At 58.8% G+C, this 16,798-nt stretch carries 26 protein-coding genes and 1 pseudogene; 19 read left to right on the top strand and 8 right to left on the bottom strand.

Features of this window, described 5'->3' with window-relative positions; all coding sequences use genetic code 11:
• Positions 1-32: 32 nt before the first annotated feature.
• From ACQ4V8_RS09410 to ACQ4V8_RS09395, 4 genes are all read right to left on the bottom strand, one after another.
• Positions 33-215, bottom strand: coding sequence for a hypothetical protein (locus tag ACQ4V8_RS09410; protein ID WP_436571309.1), 183 nt, complete (start codon positions 213-215; stop codon positions 33-35).
• Complete coding sequence (locus ACQ4V8_RS09405; protein WP_436571308.1) at positions 212-472, bottom strand: hypothetical protein; 261 nt, start codon at positions 470-472, stop codon at positions 212-214. The genes ACQ4V8_RS09410 and ACQ4V8_RS09405 overlap by 4 nt, the downstream gene beginning before the upstream one ends.
• 76 nt (positions 473-548) lie before the next feature.
• On the bottom strand, positions 549-737 hold the full coding sequence (locus ACQ4V8_RS09400) for a hypothetical protein (protein WP_436571307.1): 189 nt from the start codon (positions 735-737) through the stop codon (positions 549-551).
• 94 nt (positions 738-831) lie between these two features.
• A complete protein-coding gene (locus ACQ4V8_RS09395; protein WP_436571306.1) occupies positions 832-1,095 on the bottom strand; it encodes a hypothetical protein in 264 nt (87 codons plus the stop codon).
• Between the two features lie 119 nt (positions 1,096-1,214).
• Here ACQ4V8_RS09395 and ACQ4V8_RS09390 point away from each other — a divergent pair, with 119 nt between their 5' ends.
• Positions 1,215-1,478 carry a hypothetical protein gene (locus tag ACQ4V8_RS09390; RefSeq protein ID WP_436571305.1) on the top strand — a complete coding sequence of 88 codons (264 nt, stop codon included), beginning with the start codon at positions 1,215-1,217 and terminating at the stop codon, positions 1,476-1,478.
• Here the strand turns inward: ACQ4V8_RS09390 and ACQ4V8_RS09385 are convergent.
• Positions 1,414-1,953 carry a hypothetical protein gene (locus ACQ4V8_RS09385; protein WP_436571304.1) on the bottom strand — a complete coding sequence of 180 codons (540 nt, stop codon included), beginning with the start codon at positions 1,951-1,953 and terminating at the stop codon, positions 1,414-1,416. The genes ACQ4V8_RS09390 and ACQ4V8_RS09385 overlap by 65 nt on opposite strands.
• 23 nt (positions 1,954-1,976) lie before the next feature.
• On the opposite strand from ACQ4V8_RS09385, the gene ACQ4V8_RS09380 reads away from it, so the two are divergent.
• Positions 1,977-2,372 (top strand): hypothetical protein, encoded by a 396-nt coding sequence (locus ACQ4V8_RS09380; protein WP_436571303.1) that lies wholly within the window; start codon positions 1,977-1,979, stop codon positions 2,370-2,372.
• An 11-nt stretch (positions 2,373-2,383) separates the two neighbouring features.
• Here the strand turns inward: ACQ4V8_RS09380 and ACQ4V8_RS09375 are convergent, their stop codons facing one another.
• A complete protein-coding gene (locus ACQ4V8_RS09375) occupies positions 2,384-2,743 on the bottom strand; it encodes a helix-turn-helix domain-containing protein (RefSeq protein ID WP_436571302.1) in 360 nt (119 codons plus the stop codon).
• A 78-nt stretch (positions 2,744-2,821) separates the two neighbouring features.
• On the opposite strand from ACQ4V8_RS09375, the gene ACQ4V8_RS09370 reads away from it, so the two are divergent.
• The 3 genes from ACQ4V8_RS09370 to dinD all read left to right on the top strand — a co-directional run bounded on the left by ACQ4V8_RS09370 (position 2,822) and on the right by dinD (position 5,458).
• Entirely contained in the window at positions 2,822-3,523 is a 702-nt protein-coding gene (locus tag ACQ4V8_RS09370; RefSeq protein WP_436571301.1) for a LexA family transcriptional regulator, read from the top strand.
• A 98-nt stretch (positions 3,524-3,621) separates the two neighbouring features.
• Complete coding sequence (locus tag ACQ4V8_RS09365; RefSeq protein WP_436571300.1) at positions 3,622-4,236, top strand: hypothetical protein; 615 nt, start codon at positions 3,622-3,624, stop codon at positions 4,234-4,236.
• A gap of 199 nt (positions 4,237-4,435) precedes the next feature.
• The gene (gene dinD, locus ACQ4V8_RS09360) at positions 4,436-5,458 is read left to right on the top strand and encodes a DNA damage-inducible protein D (RefSeq protein WP_436571299.1); all 1,023 of its coding nucleotides are present in this window, start codon (positions 4,436-4,438) and stop codon (positions 5,456-5,458) included.
• A gap of 99 nt (positions 5,459-5,557) precedes the next feature.
• On the opposite strand, the gene ACQ4V8_RS09355 is transcribed toward dinD, so the two are convergent.
• Complete coding sequence (locus ACQ4V8_RS09355; RefSeq protein ID WP_436571298.1) at positions 5,558-6,286, bottom strand: KilA-N domain-containing protein; 729 nt, start codon at positions 6,284-6,286, stop codon at positions 5,558-5,560.
• A 172-nt stretch (positions 6,287-6,458) separates the two neighbouring features.
• Positions 6,459-6,857, bottom strand: coding sequence for a hypothetical protein (locus tag ACQ4V8_RS09350; RefSeq protein WP_436571297.1), 399 nt, complete (start codon positions 6,855-6,857; stop codon positions 6,459-6,461).
• Between the two features lie 111 nt (positions 6,858-6,968).
• Here ACQ4V8_RS09350 and ACQ4V8_RS09345 point away from each other — a divergent pair, with 111 nt between their 5' ends.
• From ACQ4V8_RS09345 to ACQ4V8_RS09280, 14 genes and pseudogenes are all read left to right on the top strand, one after another.
• Complete coding sequence (locus tag ACQ4V8_RS09345) at positions 6,969-7,439, top strand: hypothetical protein (protein ID WP_436571296.1); 471 nt, start codon at positions 6,969-6,971, stop codon at positions 7,437-7,439.
• A 905-nt stretch (positions 7,440-8,344) separates the two neighbouring features.
• On the top strand, positions 8,345-9,013 hold the full coding sequence (locus tag ACQ4V8_RS09340; RefSeq protein ID WP_436571295.1) for a bactofilin family protein: 669 nt from the start codon (positions 8,345-8,347) through the stop codon (positions 9,011-9,013).
• A gap of 3 nt (positions 9,014-9,016) precedes the next feature.
• Positions 9,017-9,301: a hypothetical protein gene (locus ACQ4V8_RS09335; protein ID WP_436571294.1), complete on the top strand. Its 285-nt coding sequence runs from the start codon at positions 9,017-9,019 to the stop codon at positions 9,299-9,301.
• A complete protein-coding gene (locus tag ACQ4V8_RS09330; RefSeq protein ID WP_436571293.1) occupies positions 9,298-9,672 on the top strand; it encodes a hypothetical protein in 375 nt (124 codons plus the stop codon). The genes ACQ4V8_RS09335 and ACQ4V8_RS09330 overlap by 4 nt, the downstream gene beginning before the upstream one ends.
• Before the next feature lie 194 nt (positions 9,673-9,866).
• The gene (locus tag ACQ4V8_RS09325; RefSeq protein ID WP_436571292.1) at positions 9,867-9,998 is read left to right on the top strand and encodes a hypothetical protein; all 132 of its coding nucleotides are present in this window, start codon (positions 9,867-9,869) and stop codon (positions 9,996-9,998) included.
• Positions 9,995-10,240 (top strand): hypothetical protein, encoded by a 246-nt coding sequence (locus ACQ4V8_RS09320; RefSeq protein ID WP_436571291.1) that lies wholly within the window; start codon positions 9,995-9,997, stop codon positions 10,238-10,240. The genes ACQ4V8_RS09325 and ACQ4V8_RS09320 overlap by 4 nt, the downstream gene beginning before the upstream one ends.
• Positions 10,241-10,385: 145 nt before the next feature.
• Positions 10,386-11,213: a recombinase RecT gene (locus ACQ4V8_RS09315; protein ID WP_436571290.1), complete on the top strand. Its 828-nt coding sequence runs from the start codon at positions 10,386-10,388 to the stop codon at positions 11,211-11,213.
• Positions 11,206-11,853 (top strand): lambda exonuclease family protein, encoded by a 648-nt coding sequence (locus ACQ4V8_RS09310; RefSeq protein ID WP_436571289.1) that lies wholly within the window; start codon positions 11,206-11,208, stop codon positions 11,851-11,853. Before ACQ4V8_RS09315 ends, ACQ4V8_RS09310 begins: the two co-directional genes overlap by 8 nt.
• Before the next feature lies 1 nt (position 11,854).
• Positions 11,855-13,150, top strand: coding sequence for a coiled-coil domain-containing protein (locus tag ACQ4V8_RS09305; RefSeq protein ID WP_436571288.1), 1,296 nt, complete (start codon positions 11,855-11,857; stop codon positions 13,148-13,150).
• A gap of 31 nt (positions 13,151-13,181) precedes the next feature.
• Positions 13,182-13,892, top strand: coding sequence for a KTSC domain-containing protein (locus ACQ4V8_RS09300; RefSeq protein ID WP_436571287.1), 711 nt, complete (start codon positions 13,182-13,184; stop codon positions 13,890-13,892).
• A 56-nt stretch (positions 13,893-13,948) separates the two neighbouring features.
• Positions 13,949-14,992, top strand: a complete 1,044-nt coding sequence (locus ACQ4V8_RS09295) for a UvrB/UvrC motif-containing protein (protein ID WP_436571286.1) — start codon at positions 13,949-13,951, stop codon at positions 14,990-14,992.
• Between the two features lie 28 nt (positions 14,993-15,020).
• The gene (locus ACQ4V8_RS09290) at positions 15,021-15,482 is read left to right on the top strand and encodes a recombination protein NinB (protein WP_436571285.1); all 462 of its coding nucleotides are present in this window, start codon (positions 15,021-15,023) and stop codon (positions 15,480-15,482) included.
• Between the two features lie 15 nt (positions 15,483-15,497).
• Positions 15,498-16,382 (top strand): annotated as a pseudogene (locus ACQ4V8_RS09285) (recombination-associated protein RdgC); the annotation flags it as partial.
• A complete protein-coding gene (locus ACQ4V8_RS09280) occupies positions 16,362-16,709 on the top strand; it encodes a DNA translocase FtsK (protein WP_436571411.1) in 348 nt (115 codons plus the stop codon). The pseudogene ACQ4V8_RS09285 and the gene ACQ4V8_RS09280, both read left to right, overlap by 21 nt.
• Positions 16,710-16,798: the final 89 nt, after the last annotated feature.

Here is a 16,798-nt window from a genome sequence, read left to right as displayed (position 1 = left end):
TTTACAGAAGCCAGCCTGCCAGCTGGCTTTTTTCATTTCTGGCCTTGCAGTTCCTGCAGCATCGAGCTGTAGTGCGTCAGCGCGCGGACGTGGCCGGGGTCCGGGTCGTGCGGTCGGACGTAGTTCGGGTCCGGATCGAACTGCTTGTGCACTTGGCCGGCCTGATTGGCCTGCGCCAGCACGCCGCCTTCCGCCTGCATCGTCGTCCGGGTCAAACTGCCACCTCTGGCGCGGCTGGCATGGCGATAGCCTTGAGCTCGCGGATTGCGATATCGCTGACTTCATGCGCGCGGATCAGCATCGTGGCGCCGATATCCAGGCGGCCGTGGCGAATCTTGCTGATGACCGGCGGCGCGACTTCGAGCGCGCGCGACAGCGCCGCATCAGTCTTCAGGCCCAGCTTCGCCATGACGGCGTTGAGCAGTTTGTTGTTGCCGCTGGCGTTATCGAGCGAGCGATTTGTTTGGCTCATGTCATATTCCTAATTGATGGTGATTAAAATGGCCGTTTCCGGCCGTGCGATGCTGTAGCTGTCGAGTGCCGGTTCGTTATGGCGGCTTGAGAGTCTTTTCAATCGCTTCGCTCAACTCGTTGCCTGCTACCCAGTGCGCCCTGTCCAGCTGCGCTTTCTCTTGCGGCGACGATCCATTCCTTGCCGCAAGAGCCTTCGCCTTTCTTGTTTCATCCCACCGCCGCGCCCGCTGGATGATCTTTTCCTCATCTGCGGTCACGGTCATGGGTCACTTCCGTGTTGTGGCTGCATCAGCCCTCCTGCGTTTTCAGGTTTAGTCGACCATGCCGGTCGGCTTCGAGCGCACCACGCGAAACCCTTTAAAACAACGCCGATCGGTGCGGCGACACGCCGTGATTAATCTGCGGGCCCGGAAAGTGGGTCTTGCGCGGGCCCTTGACGGGTCTTTGAATAATCACGATGGGCCGTATATCCTTTGTCTTATCGATGCCAGGCCACGGGATAGCAAGATCGCGCAGCACCTTGCTTTGCGGGATATCGGCGGCCAGGCACTTGGCGGCAAACGAAACGTATTCATCGGCGTTGAAGCGGGTTTTCACTACGATATCGCGGGTAGTTTTCATAATTTTTCCTATTGGTCGGGTTACAGGACTTCGGTGGTGTGGGTGCTACAACAAAATGGCGAGAGATTCCAGCATGTTAAATTGTCAATTCCACTCAACAACTTACGAAGAAATCCCCCATGGACGAAAATCAATACGCAGCTTCTTTATTTATCGAGAACAAAAAATCAATCCCTTGGCCGCCCGGCGTCCCGCTTCCGGTAGTTGGCGACTTGGTGCTGATCGAGCACGATGGCGAGACGTATTCACTGAAAGTGGAATCTCGGCTCTTTGCCGTGGTGCCGGACGAAGATGGCGAAATGAAGGCGCTCATCACGATCAGGGCAATATCTCAACCAGTGGCGCGACCTGGACGTGCTTCGGTCCATCCACTGAAAATTTGATTGCAGGCGAGCGCGGGCCGACGGCGTTGACCAGGTATGCGCAAGCGCCAGGGCGAAGTGAAATGGTGGCGATGAGCTTGCCGTCTTTTTCTTCGCACTCGAAAACTGGATCGAATGGGCTGGAATCTGCCGGCGTGGCGGGCGCAATGCGTATCGGCGCAGCATCACAGTACGCGGCGGCGCTTACCCAGGCGGTATCGCCCTGCTTGCCCAGCACTTCGAGCAACGCCGTGTGCTTGCGCAGCTCGGCCAGGATCAGGGCTGGCGTGTCGTCGGCGACCAGGGTGCTGGCGACGAATTCAGCGCAGGAACTTCCGCCGCCCGTCAGCGGCCCAGCGTCAGGCAATGCGCTCACGGCATTGGCAGCGGTGTTGTGCAGTTCCAGCAGCGCCGGAAGGTCAGTCGTTGCGCAGCGCGTCATGGCGGCAGCAGTAAGTGCGCTCAGTGCGGTGGAAATTGCTTGTTTGTTATTCATTTTTACGCTTTCAAAGGGTTGACATGGGCTTGCGAGACAAAATCGCTTTGCTGCTTTGGCGGGATGTAGACGGCTACCAACCGGAACTGGGTTGCCAGGGTAATCACCGCAACGTCTCCCTGCTCACGCGCTTTCGCTATGCGCGAAGCTGGTTTGCCGAGGGCTGGATCGCCAACTGGAAGTGGTGGATCACGACGATCCTCGCCACTTGCGCCGTTGCCGCCGCCATCGTGCCGCTGTACTTGAACGTCACCAAATCCGGTGAGCAAGTGGATGGTCGTGGCGGGGAACTGCTGCTTAAGTGCGTCGAGGAGCGCAAATGCATCGTCCGAATCGAGCCGATCCCGCAGCGAAACGACAAGATCATCCCCAGCGCAGACGGCAATGGGCGCGATCACCAGCGGGCGCCGGAACAATGAGGGCAGCCAGCTCATGCCTTCCCCTGCGCGTCGATGCCGACAGCAGCGTGATCTGGCACGGTGTCAAAGATGCGGTTCGTCGCGGGAGGCTGGCGGCTGGCACGGCCTTCTTCGGGGGTGAGGTTGGCGGCGCGGCGTGTATTTGCGCGGGAAGGCGATTCGTCCTTAGATTTCGATTTTCGGATCGCATCAAGCGAGGCGAATACTTTAGGGCGCGCCAGCCGCAAGAACATCAAGCGTGATTTAGGAATCCCGCCATCCGCAGTTCTCCACTGCGAAACCGCAGCGTCGCTTACGTCGCACAGTTCAGCAACTACCGATGTCCCGCCTATGGCATCAATGATCTCGTCAGGCGTAAGTTGTTTTTCCATTTCCCTATTTTAAGCGCGCTTAAATTTAAGCGCAAGCAAAATTTTCACGCTTAACATGATCTGTATTAAGGTTGCTTAATGAACTGGAATAGAAGACTGACGCAGGCTCGTACTGCAAAAAATATTAAGAAAAGTGACTTTGCGAAGATGGTCGGCGTGTCTGCGCCCACAATTACCCAATGGGAATCGGGCGCAACACAAGAAATCAAGGGCGACAACCTGGTCAAGGTGTGCGCGATTTTGGATGTCGCCCCCGGATGGATACTGTACGGGAAGGGCGAAATGAGCGCCCATGGCAGCGGAGATATATCGACCGTGACAGCTTTCCATCCAGACGACCCCCAGGGCGATGACGTGGTTCTAATCCCGGAATCGCGGATCGAATTTGCCGCAGGCAATGGCCGCACGGCCATGTATGAGTTGATCGAAGATCAGGAGCCGGCCAGCTACCGCCTCTCCTGGTTTCAAAAGTATGGCATCAGACCCGATCGCGTGCGCCGCTTCCGCGTTTCCGGCGAAAGCATGGAGCCGATGCTATTTGACCGCGATACCATCCTTGTCAATACGGATGAGACGACCATCATAGACGGAAAAATGTACGCCATTCGATATGGCGACGAGTTGCGCGTGAAGTATCTTTTCCGAAAACTAGATGGCACGCTGACACTGCGCAGCGTCAACCCACTATTCAAGGATGAGGAAGTGCCGCCACAGCTAGTGCATGAGCACATTGCAGTGATTGGCCGGGTGCGCGACCGCAGCGGAACAGGTGGCCTGTGATCGAGTGGTGACTATTCGTTAGATTTCATGTTGGCAATATTGCTACAATGGCGTGGCGCAACGGCACGCATCCTTGCCGATATCTCAGGCTACAAAAAATGAAAAAACTTATCGCGCTTTGCGCAACATCGGCATTGGTGGCCGGATGCGGTGGTGGCGGATCATCACCCGAACCCGCTCCAGCTCCAGCTCCAGCTCCAGCTCCAGCGCAGCTAGCAGCATACGTCGGGGTGTGGCAATCTGGCTGCGATGTTCGTGAGCGCGAAACGGCGACATTCACGCTCGGCACAAATGGATCGCTGGAGATATCAACGAAGACCGAGTATTTCTCATTGGCTGGCTGCACGGGAACCATCCTTGGTACCGAGACATTGAGTGCGAATTTCACCGCATCGCACGCAGGCACGGTAGATGCATCAGTTCAACTGTCCGCAAACAGCGCGCCAACCACAATTAAGGTTGACAAGGTAAATTCTTCGGCGCCTTCCCTCTCGATGCAGATCGTTGGGCCCGGCGTCGTGCGCACAATAAAAGACGGCAAGCCTCAGTGGTGCATAGATTTTGGTGGCGGTTCCAGCACTTGCATTATGGATAGCGGTACGCAGCCTGCAAAAACCGCATCTGGCGGGTTGTACCTCCAAGGGAATCAGCTTTTTTCACTGGACCCGAGTGGATCGTCATTTGCTGTAGATCGAATTTACACGAAAAAATAGCATCAAAGGCATGCATTGCTTGCCCCGCTCGACAGCGCCCAGGCGTCTGCGGAATCCTGCTCCCACTGCAAAGGCAAGCTAATGGGGATTGCGTCGCCGACGTCGGGCGTGCGGCTGGTGAGGTAGTCATCCCGTTGGATGTCCGCGACACAAGCCCCTCTTTTTTTGGTGAATGCGCATTTTTTCATAAGGGATCGAAATGACAGACAATTCGGACGGTAAAGGCGTTGCACGGGCGGCAATTGAAGAAATGCGTCGCATGCTATCTGGTGACGTAAGCTCAACCCCAAAACCCGCCGATGAAGATGACTGCGATCCACGCGCAGACCAAGAGCAAGTAATGGCTATGGAGAAAACCTCCGAATCAGTCGAGGATCTTCTTTCCGCTCTTGAGAGCGCAGCCCTTCGACTTGACGACGGTACCGAATATTGGAGCGCTCGCCAACTTCAGTCGCTGCTTGGTTACGGCAGCTCGTGGCAAAATTTCCAGAAGGTTATCGACAAGGCCCAGATTGCATGCCACCAAAGCGATCATATAATCCGCGACCATTTTAATGACGTCATTAAAATGGTCGACATTGGCTCAGGGGCAGAGCGCACTACGAAAGATGTCCAGGTCACGAGGTATGGCGCATACCTAATAGCCCAAAATGGAGACTCAAGAAAGCGGCCGGTCGCGTTTGCGCAAACATATTTTGCCACTCAGGCGCGCCGTCAAGAATTGCAGGATGAGGGTAATGCCTACTGCGCGGAGGTTGCGGAAGATCAAAAACGTCTAATGTTGCGCGATGAAATGCGCGAGCACAACAAGCAATTAGCTGATGCAGCAAAAGATGCTGGCGTTGAAAAGCCGATCGAATATGCTATTTTTCAAAACCACGGGTACCAGGGACTTTATGGCGGCCTTGATAGAGCCGGCATCCAGAAGAAAAAGGGGCTAGAAGGTTCTGCCAATATTCTCGACCATATGGGCAGCACAGAGCTAGCCGCTAATCTATTCCGAGCAACGCAAACAGAAGACAAGCTCCGCAGGGAAAGTATAAAAGGAAAAAATAATGCCAACAGCGTTCACTTCGAAGTTGGGCAGAAAGTTCGTAAAACAATTGCTGAAATTGGCGGAGTCATGCCCGAGCACTTAGAGGCTGCAGAAGATCTTGTGAAGGTTGGGCGCCGACTGGAGAGTGCGTCCGCCACTGGAAACAAAATCAAAAAAATTAAGTAGACTCACCCGCCCCGAGCGGGCTTTTTTACGCCTGGCACTAGGTGCGCCCCGTTTTTGCGCACAGCCCGGCCAGCGTCGCCAAATCGGCCAGGCAGTAATTTACGTGAGAATGCTCACGCCTAGGTCGCTGAAGCCGAGTTCCAGCTGGGTATCGCCGGACAACTCTCGCTTGCTTACGTGTAGTCGCTCCCAGTCTTCCTGCGTGTCGGTTCCGGTATTGATGCGCAGCGCCTGCGGCAGTACGCGCGCGGCCTGCCCTTTTTTCATCGAACGGTAGTTTGCCGATCCGGCCGCCGCATTGATCGCGGCGTAGGTTTGTGGATAGAAAATACCGGTGCGGGTGAAAACATGATGAGCCACCTCCAGCAGGGGCAGGCGATCACGCACAGTGGTCAGCTCCTCTGCGCTACCCTCATCTAGTGGCTCGCCGCGCAGCAAGCGATCGATCTGCTCGTCGCACCAGATGGCAAAATCCATGTCCAGCCATTGGGAGAAGCGCACGGCGAGCTTTGGGTGCAGCCACGTACCAGCAATGCCGGATTTTCTGGTATTGCCGCCGCGACTCGTCTTTACAAACCGGGATTCTCCCGGTTTGTAGTGGCGCTCCAGCGCAGCCAGGTAACGCATCGTCTCTGGAAGGCGCAACCACTCGTAGCATTCCCGGTCATAGCACTTCGCGGCAGCGGTGGCGTTAAACCAACCATCATCTTGAAAAGTAAATTCGACGCCGTTGTAATCTGCTGTGACAACGGCGGTGACGCCACTGATGCGCGCCGCGTGGCACCCTGCCGCCTCAGCAAGCAGTTCTTCGGATACACGATCATTCATCTTATCTCCTTGGTGGGTATGTGCGACCCTCTTAAAGAAGGTCGCAAATCTTTGAGGGCCAGCCCCGATACCTTGTAGGGCTCACACGCTCGCCGAAGAAATATACAACATCCCGGTGCGGCGCTGCACTCGCTTACAATTTAGCGGTACGGCAATGCAAGGTTGCGCGCTCCTACTCCCATGGTGGCCGGCCAGCAGGCCCAGGCGCCGCACGATCCGCCGCAGTCGCAGTCGCGCGCCCATCTCGCAGCCTGAAGCCAGGGAACGCCAGCGTCGATACCGGGCGCGGCGCTGGCGCAACCACCTCGACCGCCTTCGCCGCCCTGGTGCGCACCACTGACCCGGCCACGCCAGTCCCAGCATCCAGCCCACGCAGCGCACGCGCGGCCGCCGCCGAACTGCCGCCAGCATTGGCGCGCAGCTGCTTGATCATCGCGGGCGTGATTTCCGTCTGGCCGTAGTGCCTCGGCCAGCCAGCCGTCAGTGGATACGGCACGCCGAACGCCTCAGCCTCGATCCGTGTCAGCGCCTTGCAGTTGCCGCGGGCGGCCAAGTATTCGGATAACTTCATTTTCATCCTGATAGATTTGGCTATATTTCAACCTGTTAATTTTTATACAATGAAGCGCGCACTGTTGCTTCCCGGCTCCGGGCGCGCCCATTAACTAAAAAAGGAAATTTCATGGCCATTGACCGCGTATTGCAAAATGAACTACTAACATACCTATCAGAGACGTACCCGAAGATGACGATCATGGGCGAATGGGTCGGAAGGAACCCGGACGCCTCGCCAAATCTGCATTACCTGTATGAGCACGGATTAATCGATGGGTCCTACTCCCAGGAAATAGGTGGATCAAAAACTTTCTTTCAGGCCAAAATCACATCGGCAGGATTGGATTTTCTTGCCGATGACGGTGGACTGACCGCAATCCTGGGCGTGGTGACGGTCAAGCTTCACGATGAGACGATCCGCGACTTGATTGCGACGCGAATTCAGGATTCAAACTTGCCGCCAGAAGAAAAGACTGGATTGTTGCATCAGCTTCGAGAGCTGCGCGGCGAATCCATAAAACACCTGACAATGAAACTATTGGATGTGGGCGCGGAGAATCTGCCGAAATTAATTCAGATAATTCAAACGTCCCTGTAGTCACGTCCAGGATCGTCTCGTCAGCCCCTGTGCAGCGCACATACCGCGCGTAACCAATCGGATCTGCGGCACCTTGGTGGCCCAATGCGAGCCAGAACTCGATCAGATCGGTTTGCATCAGCAGATACGATTCGGTCGAGCCAGGGAATGCACGGCTGGACATCGCCACCAGCCCAATCGGCCGCATTGCGGGCGCAAGATTTGCCGCATTGCCATCCCCGCCAGCCGGCGATTTTTTTTGCCCCAGCGGGGTCGATTTATTTTCCACTATGTTTTCCTCTATAAAAGGTACTCAAAAATCATTATCTTGCTCTTGAAGTAAGCTTTTGATCTGACCTTAAAGCTACTGTTTTGAAGTACATGCCCTTAGAGACTCGGTTCCTGAGCGGCACTCTCCCAGTAGCCAAGCGATAAAGCCTGGCTTCCGTGAAAGTGCAACATGCCCCTCTTCGACTTCGGACACTTACACGTAGGACAGACTTTGACCGTTTCCGGTCCCCAGCTCGGCTCTCTCCACTATCACTCACCGTGCCGCCTGCTGCCTTCTTGCGGCCCTTCCACTACGCCCGTTTCGCGTTGATACCCTGGGTACTGCGTAGCGTTCGCCGGCTCCATCTGATCTGGACTTGCGCAACCCGGCGAGATTTGGTCCGGGCATCCGGTCGCTTTTGAGGCGACGAAAGAATTGTAGCACTATTTTTTAAGCGCACTTAAAAAAGTTCTTGCGCTTAAATTTAAGTTGGCTTAATATAACTCCATCGAAAGCAAACACAGGAGTACGACATGTCCCCAGCAGAGCTCGCAGCACTAGAAGCGGTCCTGATCGCCGCTGGCGAACAGATCCCGGCAATCACAGTCCCAGCGCGCGGCTGATCGCAGTCCCATCCACTCACCAGGAAACGCAAATGTCCAATACCAAATTCGAGCTGCTGAAAAACGACACCAAGAACCATTTCGGCCGCACGCTGTACCGCATCAAGGCGCTCGTCGCTATCGGCTCGCTGGTTGCTGCTGGCGACCTGGGCGGCTACGTTGAAGTCGAGGCCAATGTGTCGGTCTCCGGCGATGCGTGGGTCCACGGCAATGCGCGGGTCTCCGGCAATGCGCGGGTCCACGGCAATGCGCAGGTCCACGGCAATGCGCGGGTCTCCGGCGATGCGCAGGTCTACGGCAATGCGCAGGTCTACGGCAATGCGCAGGTCCACGGCAATGCGCGGGTCTCCGGCAATGCGCAGGTCTACGGCAATGCGCAGGTCCACGGCAATGCGCAGGTCCACGGCAATGCGCGGGTCTCCGGCAATGCGCAGGTCTACGGCGATGCTGCGCTGGTCTGGTTCTCTCGCGTCGGCAGTGAACGCGGCACTCTGACCGTCTGCCGCGCCAAAACTGGCCTATTCGTGTCTCGCGGTTGTTTTTCCGGTACGGATATCGAATTCATCCAGGCTGTCGATGCGCACCATGGCGCCGACTCCAAAATCGGCCGCGAATATCGCCTGCTGATCGAGGTGGCGCGTTCACGCATTGATGTGGATGCTGAAATAGCCGAGCCTGAGCCTGTCGCGGAAGCAGTCTGAGCCATGAACATCACCCCACAAGTCCGCGCCCTGCTGCCGCTGCACTGCGCCAACCATCGTTACATCGCCAGCACGGATGACGCCACGGTCGCGGAAATCCACTCAGGCTCCATCGGCAACAGCGCTGCGAGCGAACTGGAGGTACTGATCGTCACCGCAGTGAATTCGCATGAGGCGCTAGTAGCGGCACTGTCAACCATGGTCGCAGCGAACGCAACGGGCGAAGAGGTTTCGCTTGACGAGTTCCGTGCCGCTACCGAAGCGCTAGCACTGGCAGCACGGCCATGAGCGCCCGTGACCACGACGCCGCCGAGCTGCGCGAAGAAATGATCCTCAGGCTGGCGGCCGAGAAATACGAAGCCGCTCGCAACATCGTGCTGACTGGCAGCACTGGCGCCAACGGCATCGCAAACACGTTGCTCGAACGACTGGCAGCACCTGGCGCCATGAATTTTCTGGCGCGCACCGCCCTGGCCTGTGATTCAGCCACTGCTGGCAACACGCTACGGGAATTTGTCGCCGGCACGATCTACGCCGATGCGCTGGTCATTGCTGCACGGGAAATCGACGTCGCTGCAAGGTTGGTGCAAGACGATCCTGAGAACTGCCAGGCCAAGACCCGCGCGCAAGCCGTGGCGCTGGAGAAATTGCAAGTTTGAGCGGTTGCCCGCGCCGTAGTTCAAGGCGGGACGGGGCTGGCAGCCAGAAAAACTGCCCGATGGCACAGAGTGGCCCGATTGATCTTCGTGAGGATCTGGAAGCCGGGGAAGACCGGCACCAACAAAGCAATGGCCGGAACTGGCCGAGTTCGATTCTCGGCAGGGGCGCCAGATCATAACCAGAGGAGCAGGACATGAGCTACACCATCACCATCCGCACCGCCAGCACGGTGCACAGCTTCACCGCCATCGGCAACCTCGCTGCGCTGATTGATGCCGCCTACGACGACGGCGCCCTGGGCGTTACGGCAATGGTGTCGCCATGATCGCCCTCTTCCACCGCCTGCTGGCCGCCCACAACCACTACCAGGCGCAGCACCAGCACCGCATGAACCAGATGCGCCTGGCCGGCGTGCGCCGCGAGCTGGCCGGCCTCGAAGAAATGCACAAGGAACTGCTTTATGCGGAGATTGATGCGCAGTTCGATCTGGCCGAATCCAGTGAGCGCGTGAAGCAACTGGGCCTCGCCCACCAGGAGGCGCAGTGGGCGTCATCAGTCAAGCCGTGATGGACGTAGCCAGCCAGGTTTTACGCAACTAGTATGCCGGCCACACCATCGTCTACGCCGTCCGCCTGGCGCTGTTGAAGGCGGAAATTTTGAAGTTGCACAACGCTGTATCGAAGTCGGCATAGTCCCGGCAGAAAGGTATCAAATGAACGCAGTCACCACCACCATCGAGGCGCATCAACTGCAATCGACCGCAGGCAAGCCGTCATTTTCTCTCGCGCCGCAGGACTTGGCGCAGGCAATCCAATTCGCCGACATGATGTCAAAGTCCAGCATCATCCCGAAAGATTTCATCGGCAACCCGGGCAATATCCTTGTTGCCGTGCAATGGGGCATGGAGTTGGGATTGCAGCCAATGCAGGCCATGCAGAACATCGCCGTCATCAACGGGCGCCCTTCGCTGTGGGGGGACGCCGTGATCGGCTTGGTGCGCTCTTCGCCGCTGTGCGAATACGTACTCGAAGAAACGATTGACGATAAGGCGGTATGCCGCGTCAAGCGCCGTGGCGAGGACGAGCAGATTCGCATCTTCACCATCGATGACGCCAAGAAGGCCGGGCTGCACGGCAAGTCTGGACCATGGACGCAGTATCCAAAGCGAATGATGCAGATGCGCGCGCGCTCGTGGGCGCTGCGTGACGTGTTCCCTGATGTACTGCGTGGCATGCCGATTGCTGAAGAGATGATGGACGTGGAGGCGCGCGACATCAACCCGGCTCCGATGCGCCCTGTCCGCCAGAGCGCCGCGCAGATTGCGCAAAAGGCGATGGCGCCGGCCAGTGTGATGAGTGACGACGAAATGGCCGGCATGCTGGCCGATCTGGAATGCACTGCCGATAGTGGTCGCGAAGCGCTGGAGAAAGCTTGGCACGGCATGAGCGACGATGTTCGCCGCCAAATCAAGCCGCACATGACGGCACTCGGCAAGCGCGCTGACGCCCTCGCCTCAAAAAAGGAGGCTGACCATGCTTGATCGTCAATCAGACCAAGGTAGCGCCGAATGGCTGCGCCAGCGCGCCGGATGCGCAACAGCGTCTTGCTTTGCTGACATTCTGGCCGTCAGCAAGAAGGATGGCAAGCCACTTAAAGCGCGCGAAGATTATTTGATGCGCCTCGTGGTCGAGCGAATTACTGGCGAGCCGGTCGAGAGCGCAAGCAGCTTTGCCATGTCGTGGGGTACTGACGCTGAGCCATATGCGCGTGCCGAATATGAAATCGTCACCGGGAATATCGTCACCGAGGTCGGTTTCGCACTTCATCCAAAGCATAACTGGATCGGTGCGTCATCGGATGGCTTGGCCGGCGTGCGCGGCGGAGTTGAAATCAAATGCCCGCACAACAGCGCGATCCACCTGCAAACGTGGGCTGAGGGCATGCCAGACCACCATATAGCCCAGGTTCAGGGCCAAATGTGGGTGCTGGATCTTGATTGGATTGATTTTTGCAGCTACGACCCACGCATGCAAAACGGTGGCGAGCACCTGAAGCTGTACTGCAAGCGGATTATGCGCGACCAGACCTATATCGATGACCTCGAAAAAAAGGTGCTGGCATTCCTCGCGGAAGTGCAGGTCAAAGTAAATGAATTTTTTGCCATGAAGGGGGTCGCATAACATGAACGCCACAAGTAAAAACGAAGTCGCCATGCTGGCGCAAATGTCCAGCCTGCCGCCAGCGCAGCGCGCGGCGATTGTCCTGTCCAGCGACAAGAGCCGCGTCGAACTGGCTGCATTGGTACGAAAATCGGCCAGCATCCTCACTGTAACGAACATCGACGGCCGCAAGGAAGCGCACGCCGCTGTCATGTTGCTCACGAATACCCGCACGACAATCCGCGCTACCGGCAAGACTGCCCGCGAAGATTCCACTGCGTTCAGCAAGGCAGTCATCGCTGAAGAGGATGTTCTGGTTGCCATAATCGAACCAGAAGAGGCACGTCTACGCAATCTGCGCGACGGATTCGACGCCATCGAAAAGGCCCGCAAGGCTGCCGAGTTGGCGGCGGAAATGGCGCGCACGACCAAGATCACGGATGCGCTGGAGGCTATCCGCGAGTACGGCGCCGACGCGGCATTCATCGACAAAACGGCGGCAGCCACGCAGGCGTCGATCAACAGTCTCGAAGCGATGCAAATCACCGACACCATTTACCAGGAGCGACTGGCCGAAGCAGTCGAACTGAAAGCCATCACGCTGGCGCAGATGCTCGACATTCTGTCCGTTCGCGTCGCCGCAGAAGCCGCCGAAGTCCAGCGCCTAGCCGACATTGCCGCCGCCGACAAGCTCCGCACCGCGCAGGCCGAGGAAAACGCCCGTGTCGCTGCCGAGAACCAGCGTATCGCTGCCGAGAACGAGGTCGCCGCCCAGAAACTGGCCGCACAGCAAGTAGCACTGGAGCTGGCTGCGCGCCAACAGCGCGAACAGGCAGAGGCTGCAGCGAAGGCCGAGGAAGCGCGCCGTGCCGAAGTCGCCCGCCTAGAGCAGGTCGAGCGTGACCGCACCGCCGCCGAGGCCCAGGTCAAGATCGACGCGGAACTGGCCAAGCTCGAAGCCGCTCGCAAGGCCCTGACAGACGAGCAGGCTGCCGCCGAACAGCGCAAAGCCGATGCGCTGGCTGCCGAGCAGATGGCTGCCCGCGTGCTGGCCGACTATGCCGAAGCGCTGCTGATCGATCAAGAGTTTGATGTGTATGCCGAGGCGGCGCGCGCAGTAGAAGTTTCACCTGCGCCAAGCCGCCCAGTGCTAGCGCCAGACCTGCTCGATGCAGACGATGAACTGTATCCATCGGACGGCGACATCCTCGATGTGCTGTTGGAACAGTTCGGCCTGACGGCAGCCGAGGCCATCGAACGCCTGGCCAAGTTCGACTTTGCCGCTGAGTACGCTGCCCTGATCACCAAAGCAGCATAAACACCACCTCGCCCACCACCAGGAGAAACCAATGAATACAGCAGTCGCAGCACCACAAATCACCCTGCAAGCCATTCAATCCTCGCAGATTGCCGCCATCGGCCACTGCCCGGCGACCGAGACCCTGGCGGTGCAGTTCTTCCGCAAAGGCGCACCGGCCGACGTTTATCACTACGCCAACGTCACGGCCGCCGAGTATGCAGCCTTCGCCGGCGCCGAGTCCATCAGCAAGCACTTTTACGCGCACATCAAGCCGCATACCGACAAGCACCCGTACACGAACAAGGGCACGCCGGCCGTCGAGCTGGCGCCGGTCAAGCTGAGCAAGGAACTGCTGGCCGGCCTGCTGACGGGCCGCGAATACGGCCGCGAAATGGTCAAGGAAGAAGAGCAGCAGGCCAAGGCCGCCGGCCTGATCGTGATCTTTGGCGCCAGCGACGACCTGATGGAGTTCCGTGGCTTCGTGAACGACGAGCGCGAAGCCCCGACCATCGCGCTGATCGACGCCAAGGGCTTGCTGCCGCTCCGCGAGGATATCCAGCACGACGACGATGCACTCAAGGATTATTTCGCCCGGGCGCCGCAGGTGCGCGCCGTGGATGCCCTGTGGGCCAAGGAAGACGGCTACAGCTGGACTTACCGCACCGACGTGCCGCACGCCACGTTCGAAATCGTAGAAGACGGCGAGCCGTATTGCCGCGGCATCGTAATCGACGTGGCTGACCTGGGCGTGGCGCCATGAGCCTTACCATTGGGCGTATCAACCGGGCCGGCACCATCACCTTCGGCGATGCCACCTTGAGCATCTACGAGGAAGGGATTTCCGCAGCGCGCGCCGCTGGCGGCTACGCTGCTGAGAAAGCCTGGTGCCGCCAGTTCAAACGCGAGGTGTTCGCCCGCGTCTTGCAGACGTTGAACCGCCTGGGCTGGTCCTGCACTATGCCGGAAATCAGCGAGCGCGATATCAAGCACTACGGCGGCAACGTCGCACGCTGGTCCGCTGAGTCGAAGCGCTTGTGCCAGAAGGGGGAACTGTACGCTGATCTCGACGTTTCTGGCCGCTGCATCGGTTTGAAATTTTTCCAGAGCGTGAACGCACCCGATAGGCCGGACAATGGCGGTCGCTACCAAGGCGACAAGGAAAAGCACATGCCGTACGTGATGCGCCTTGAAATGGAGCGCGCGCGCCGTCGCATCCGCGACTACCTGCTGAACGTCTTTACCGGCTATGTGTTCAAACCATCGGACCCGAAGATCGGCATCAATGGCGCAACCGCGCTGGAGTACGCCAAGCATAGCCAACGCTCGAGCGGTCACTACGTCGAGCACCTTGGGCGCGCCTCGTTCAACAGCCCTGACAACGGCTTTACACGCGACGGCGTTGCCATCCTGGATGGGGCCAAGGTCTATGCGATCACCAGTGCTGGCCGCGTGATCTACGGGGCCGCGTACTACAGCCTGAATGGCCGCTGGATGGTCATTACCGGCACGCATGGCATTGAGTGGGCAGATCACCTGGATTTGTATGCCGCATGCCCGGGCGACCCACGCGTCAAGCGCAACGCATGGCAGCGGCGTAATCGCCTGGAAGGTGAACTGGCGAAGGCGATCAAGGCGATGAACTTTGAGCGGGCGGCCGTGCTGCGCGACATTCTGTTCCCAGGAAGGCCCGCCATATTCGCCATCTGGAACGCGCAGCACAGCCTGTATCACCGCGCCGGCACACGGGGCTACACCAGCGACCTTTCGGAGGCCGGCAAGTTCACGGTGGACGAAGTGCGCGGATGGGACTGCGCGCCGAACAAAGTGATTGCTCTCAGTGTCGAGGCGGTGCCGACATGAAGGCGCGCCGCGCTACCGGGGCACCGCCATGACGCGCCCAAAGTTCGAGCAACGCAAGTTGCTGCTGCGTGGCCAAGAGCAGGTCGACCGCGCAATCGCCCTGCTCCGCAACATCCCGCTCGACGCGGAGAAGCCGCTGGAGGTGCTGGTGCGCGAGGAAGTGAAGGCACGGAAGCCCGACCAGAACGCCCGCATGTGGGCCGGGCCGCTCAAGGACGTCGCCGAGCAATGCTGGAGCGACCAGCGCCAGTACAGCGTCGAAATCTGGCATGAGTACTTCAAGCAGCAGTTCCTGCCGGACGAATACGACCCGGAACTGTGCAAGGACGAAGCCTACCGTAAGTGGGACTTCGACCCGGGTGGCCAGCCGGTCCTGGTGGGCAGCAGCGCCGATCTCACGGTCAAGGGCTTTGCCCAGTACATGGAAAAAATACACGCGTTCGGCGGCCAGATGGGCGTCGAATTCCACGAAGCGCCGCAGCGCGGCTGAATTACAAGGATAACCATGTTCAAGAATTTACAGATTTATCGCCTCAACGACTTCGTCATGACTGCCGCCGCACTCGAACAAGCACTGGCGCCACAGAAGTTCGTTAGCACCACCAAAATGGATCTTCTCAGCCAAGGCTGGGACGCGCCACGCCAGAACGGCGGCCTCGTGCACGCCGTCGGCGGCCAGTTCCTGCTGCAGCTGAAAACCGAGAAAAAGCTGTTGCCATCGACCGTAATCAATCAGGTGGCCGCCGACCGGGCACTGGAAATGGAAGAAGTTCAAGGCTTCAAGCCCGGCAAGAAGGCCATGAAGGAGCTGAAGGAGCGCGTCACCGACGAGCTTCTGCCCCGCGCCTTCGCCATTCTCAGCACCACGGCCGTGTGGATCGACCCGATCAACGGCTGGCTGGTAGTGGACGCGGCCAGCCCGAGCAAGGCCGATGCCGTGGTCAAGATGCTGCTGAAATCAGTTGATAGGCTGCCGCTGGAAAGCCTGCGCGTGCAGCGATCACCGGTCGGCGCCATGACGGAATGGCTGCAAACGGACGAATCCCCGGCAGGCTTCACGGTCGACATGGACGCCGAATTGCGCGCCACGGGCGAGAGCAAGGCCGCCGTGCGCTATGTGCGCCACACTCTGGAGGTGGACGACGTGCGCCGCCACATCGCAGCCGGAAAGCAGTGCACGCGCCTGGCCATGACCTGGGGCGACAGGATCAGCTTCGTGCTGGACGAGTCGCTGGCCATCAAGTCGGTCAAGCCGCTGGATGTGATCGTAGAGCGAGAATCGGCCACCCAGAACGCCGACGAGCGCCTCGACAGCGATTTCGCGCTGATGACGGGCGAGCTGGCCAAGATGATGGCGGATCTGGTCGAAGTGCTGGGCGGCGAGGCCGAAACCGATGCGCGGCCGTCGATCCCTGCCGATGCAGCGCCGGCCAAAGGCAACGAGCCAGTGCGCGAGCAGCGCGTGGTAGTGGAATTGAACGGCCAAGCTCCCGGCACGGTGCCACCTGGCGACGGCAGCGCGAGCGATCCGCTGTACGAGCAGGCCGTCGAGGTCGTGCGCGCCCAGCAGCGGGCATCAATATCGCTGGTGCAGCGCCTCCTGCGCGTCGGCTACAACCGGGCGGCCGGGCTGATTGAGGCGATGGCGGCTGCCGGTGTGGTCAAGGGCACGCAGGGCATCTATACGGTTGCGGCTGTGGCAGGAGCGGCATCATGACCGACGACGACGAAGTACCGAACAGCGAGCGCAGCCCTGGCGCTGCACGCATAGCTGCCGCCCTGATCCTGATTTACGTGATCGCCAGC

Source organism: Janthinobacterium paucivorans (assembly GCF_051380805.1).
Taxonomy (GTDB): Bacteria; Pseudomonadota; Gammaproteobacteria; order Burkholderiales; family Burkholderiaceae_D; genus Janthinobacterium; species Janthinobacterium lividum_D.
This window is presented reverse-complemented; position numbering and strand designations above follow the sequence as displayed.

Coding starts and splice junctions, on each gene's coding strand:
- ACQ4V8_RS09315 (WP_436571290.1), top strand. CDS start 10,386: ATGAACGCAGTCACCACCACCATCGAGGCGCATCAACTGCAATCGACC.
- ACQ4V8_RS09305 (WP_436571288.1), top strand. CDS start 11,855: ATGAACGCCACAAGTAAAAACGAAGTCGCCATGCTGGCGCAAATGTCC.
- dinD (WP_436571299.1), top strand. CDS start 4,436: ATGACAGACAATTCGGACGGTAAAGGCGTTGCACGGGCGGCAATTGAA.
- ACQ4V8_RS09330 (WP_436571293.1), top strand. CDS start 9,298: ATGAGCGCCCGTGACCACGACGCCGCCGAGCTGCGCGAAGAAATGATC.
- ACQ4V8_RS09355 (WP_436571298.1), bottom strand. CDS start 6,286: ATGAATGATCGTGTATCCGAAGAACTGCTTGCTGAGGCGGCAGGGTGC.
- ACQ4V8_RS09400 (WP_436571307.1), bottom strand. CDS start 737: ATGACCGTGACCGCAGATGAGGAAAAGATCATCCAGCGGGCGCGGCGG.
- ACQ4V8_RS09395 (WP_436571306.1), bottom strand. CDS start 1,095: ATGAAAACTACCCGCGATATCGTAGTGAAAACCCGCTTCAACGCCGAT.
- ACQ4V8_RS09370 (WP_436571301.1), top strand. CDS start 2,822: ATGAACTGGAATAGAAGACTGACGCAGGCTCGTACTGCAAAAAATATT.
- ACQ4V8_RS09325 (WP_436571292.1), top strand. CDS start 9,867: ATGAGCTACACCATCACCATCCGCACCGCCAGCACGGTGCACAGCTTC.
- ACQ4V8_RS09380 (WP_436571303.1), top strand. CDS start 1,977: ATGGGCTTGCGAGACAAAATCGCTTTGCTGCTTTGGCGGGATGTAGAC.
- ACQ4V8_RS09350 (WP_436571297.1), bottom strand. CDS start 6,857: ATGAAGTTATCCGAATACTTGGCCGCCCGCGGCAACTGCAAGGCGCTG.
- ACQ4V8_RS09365 (WP_436571300.1), top strand. CDS start 3,622: ATGAAAAAACTTATCGCGCTTTGCGCAACATCGGCATTGGTGGCCGGA.
- ACQ4V8_RS09405 (WP_436571308.1), bottom strand. CDS start 472: ATGAGCCAAACAAATCGCTCGCTCGATAACGCCAGCGGCAACAACAAA.
- ACQ4V8_RS09335 (WP_436571294.1), top strand. CDS start 9,017: ATGAACATCACCCCACAAGTCCGCGCCCTGCTGCCGCTGCACTGCGCC.
- ACQ4V8_RS09390 (WP_436571305.1), top strand. CDS start 1,215: ATGGACGAAAATCAATACGCAGCTTCTTTATTTATCGAGAACAAAAAA.
- ACQ4V8_RS09320 (WP_436571291.1), top strand. CDS start 9,995: ATGATCGCCCTCTTCCACCGCCTGCTGGCCGCCCACAACCACTACCAG.
- ACQ4V8_RS09375 (WP_436571302.1), bottom strand. CDS start 2,743: ATGGAAAAACAACTTACGCCTGACGAGATCATTGATGCCATAGGCGGG.
- ACQ4V8_RS09310 (WP_436571289.1), top strand. CDS start 11,206: ATGCTTGATCGTCAATCAGACCAAGGTAGCGCCGAATGGCTGCGCCAG.
- ACQ4V8_RS09290 (WP_436571285.1), top strand. CDS start 15,021: ATGACGCGCCCAAAGTTCGAGCAACGCAAGTTGCTGCTGCGTGGCCAA.
- ACQ4V8_RS09385 (WP_436571304.1), bottom strand. CDS start 1,953: ATGAATAACAAACAAGCAATTTCCACCGCACTGAGCGCACTTACTGCT.
- ACQ4V8_RS09300 (WP_436571287.1), top strand. CDS start 13,182: ATGAATACAGCAGTCGCAGCACCACAAATCACCCTGCAAGCCATTCAA.
- ACQ4V8_RS09340 (WP_436571295.1), top strand. CDS start 8,345: ATGTCCAATACCAAATTCGAGCTGCTGAAAAACGACACCAAGAACCAT.
- ACQ4V8_RS09345 (WP_436571296.1), top strand. CDS start 6,969: ATGGCCATTGACCGCGTATTGCAAAATGAACTACTAACATACCTATCA.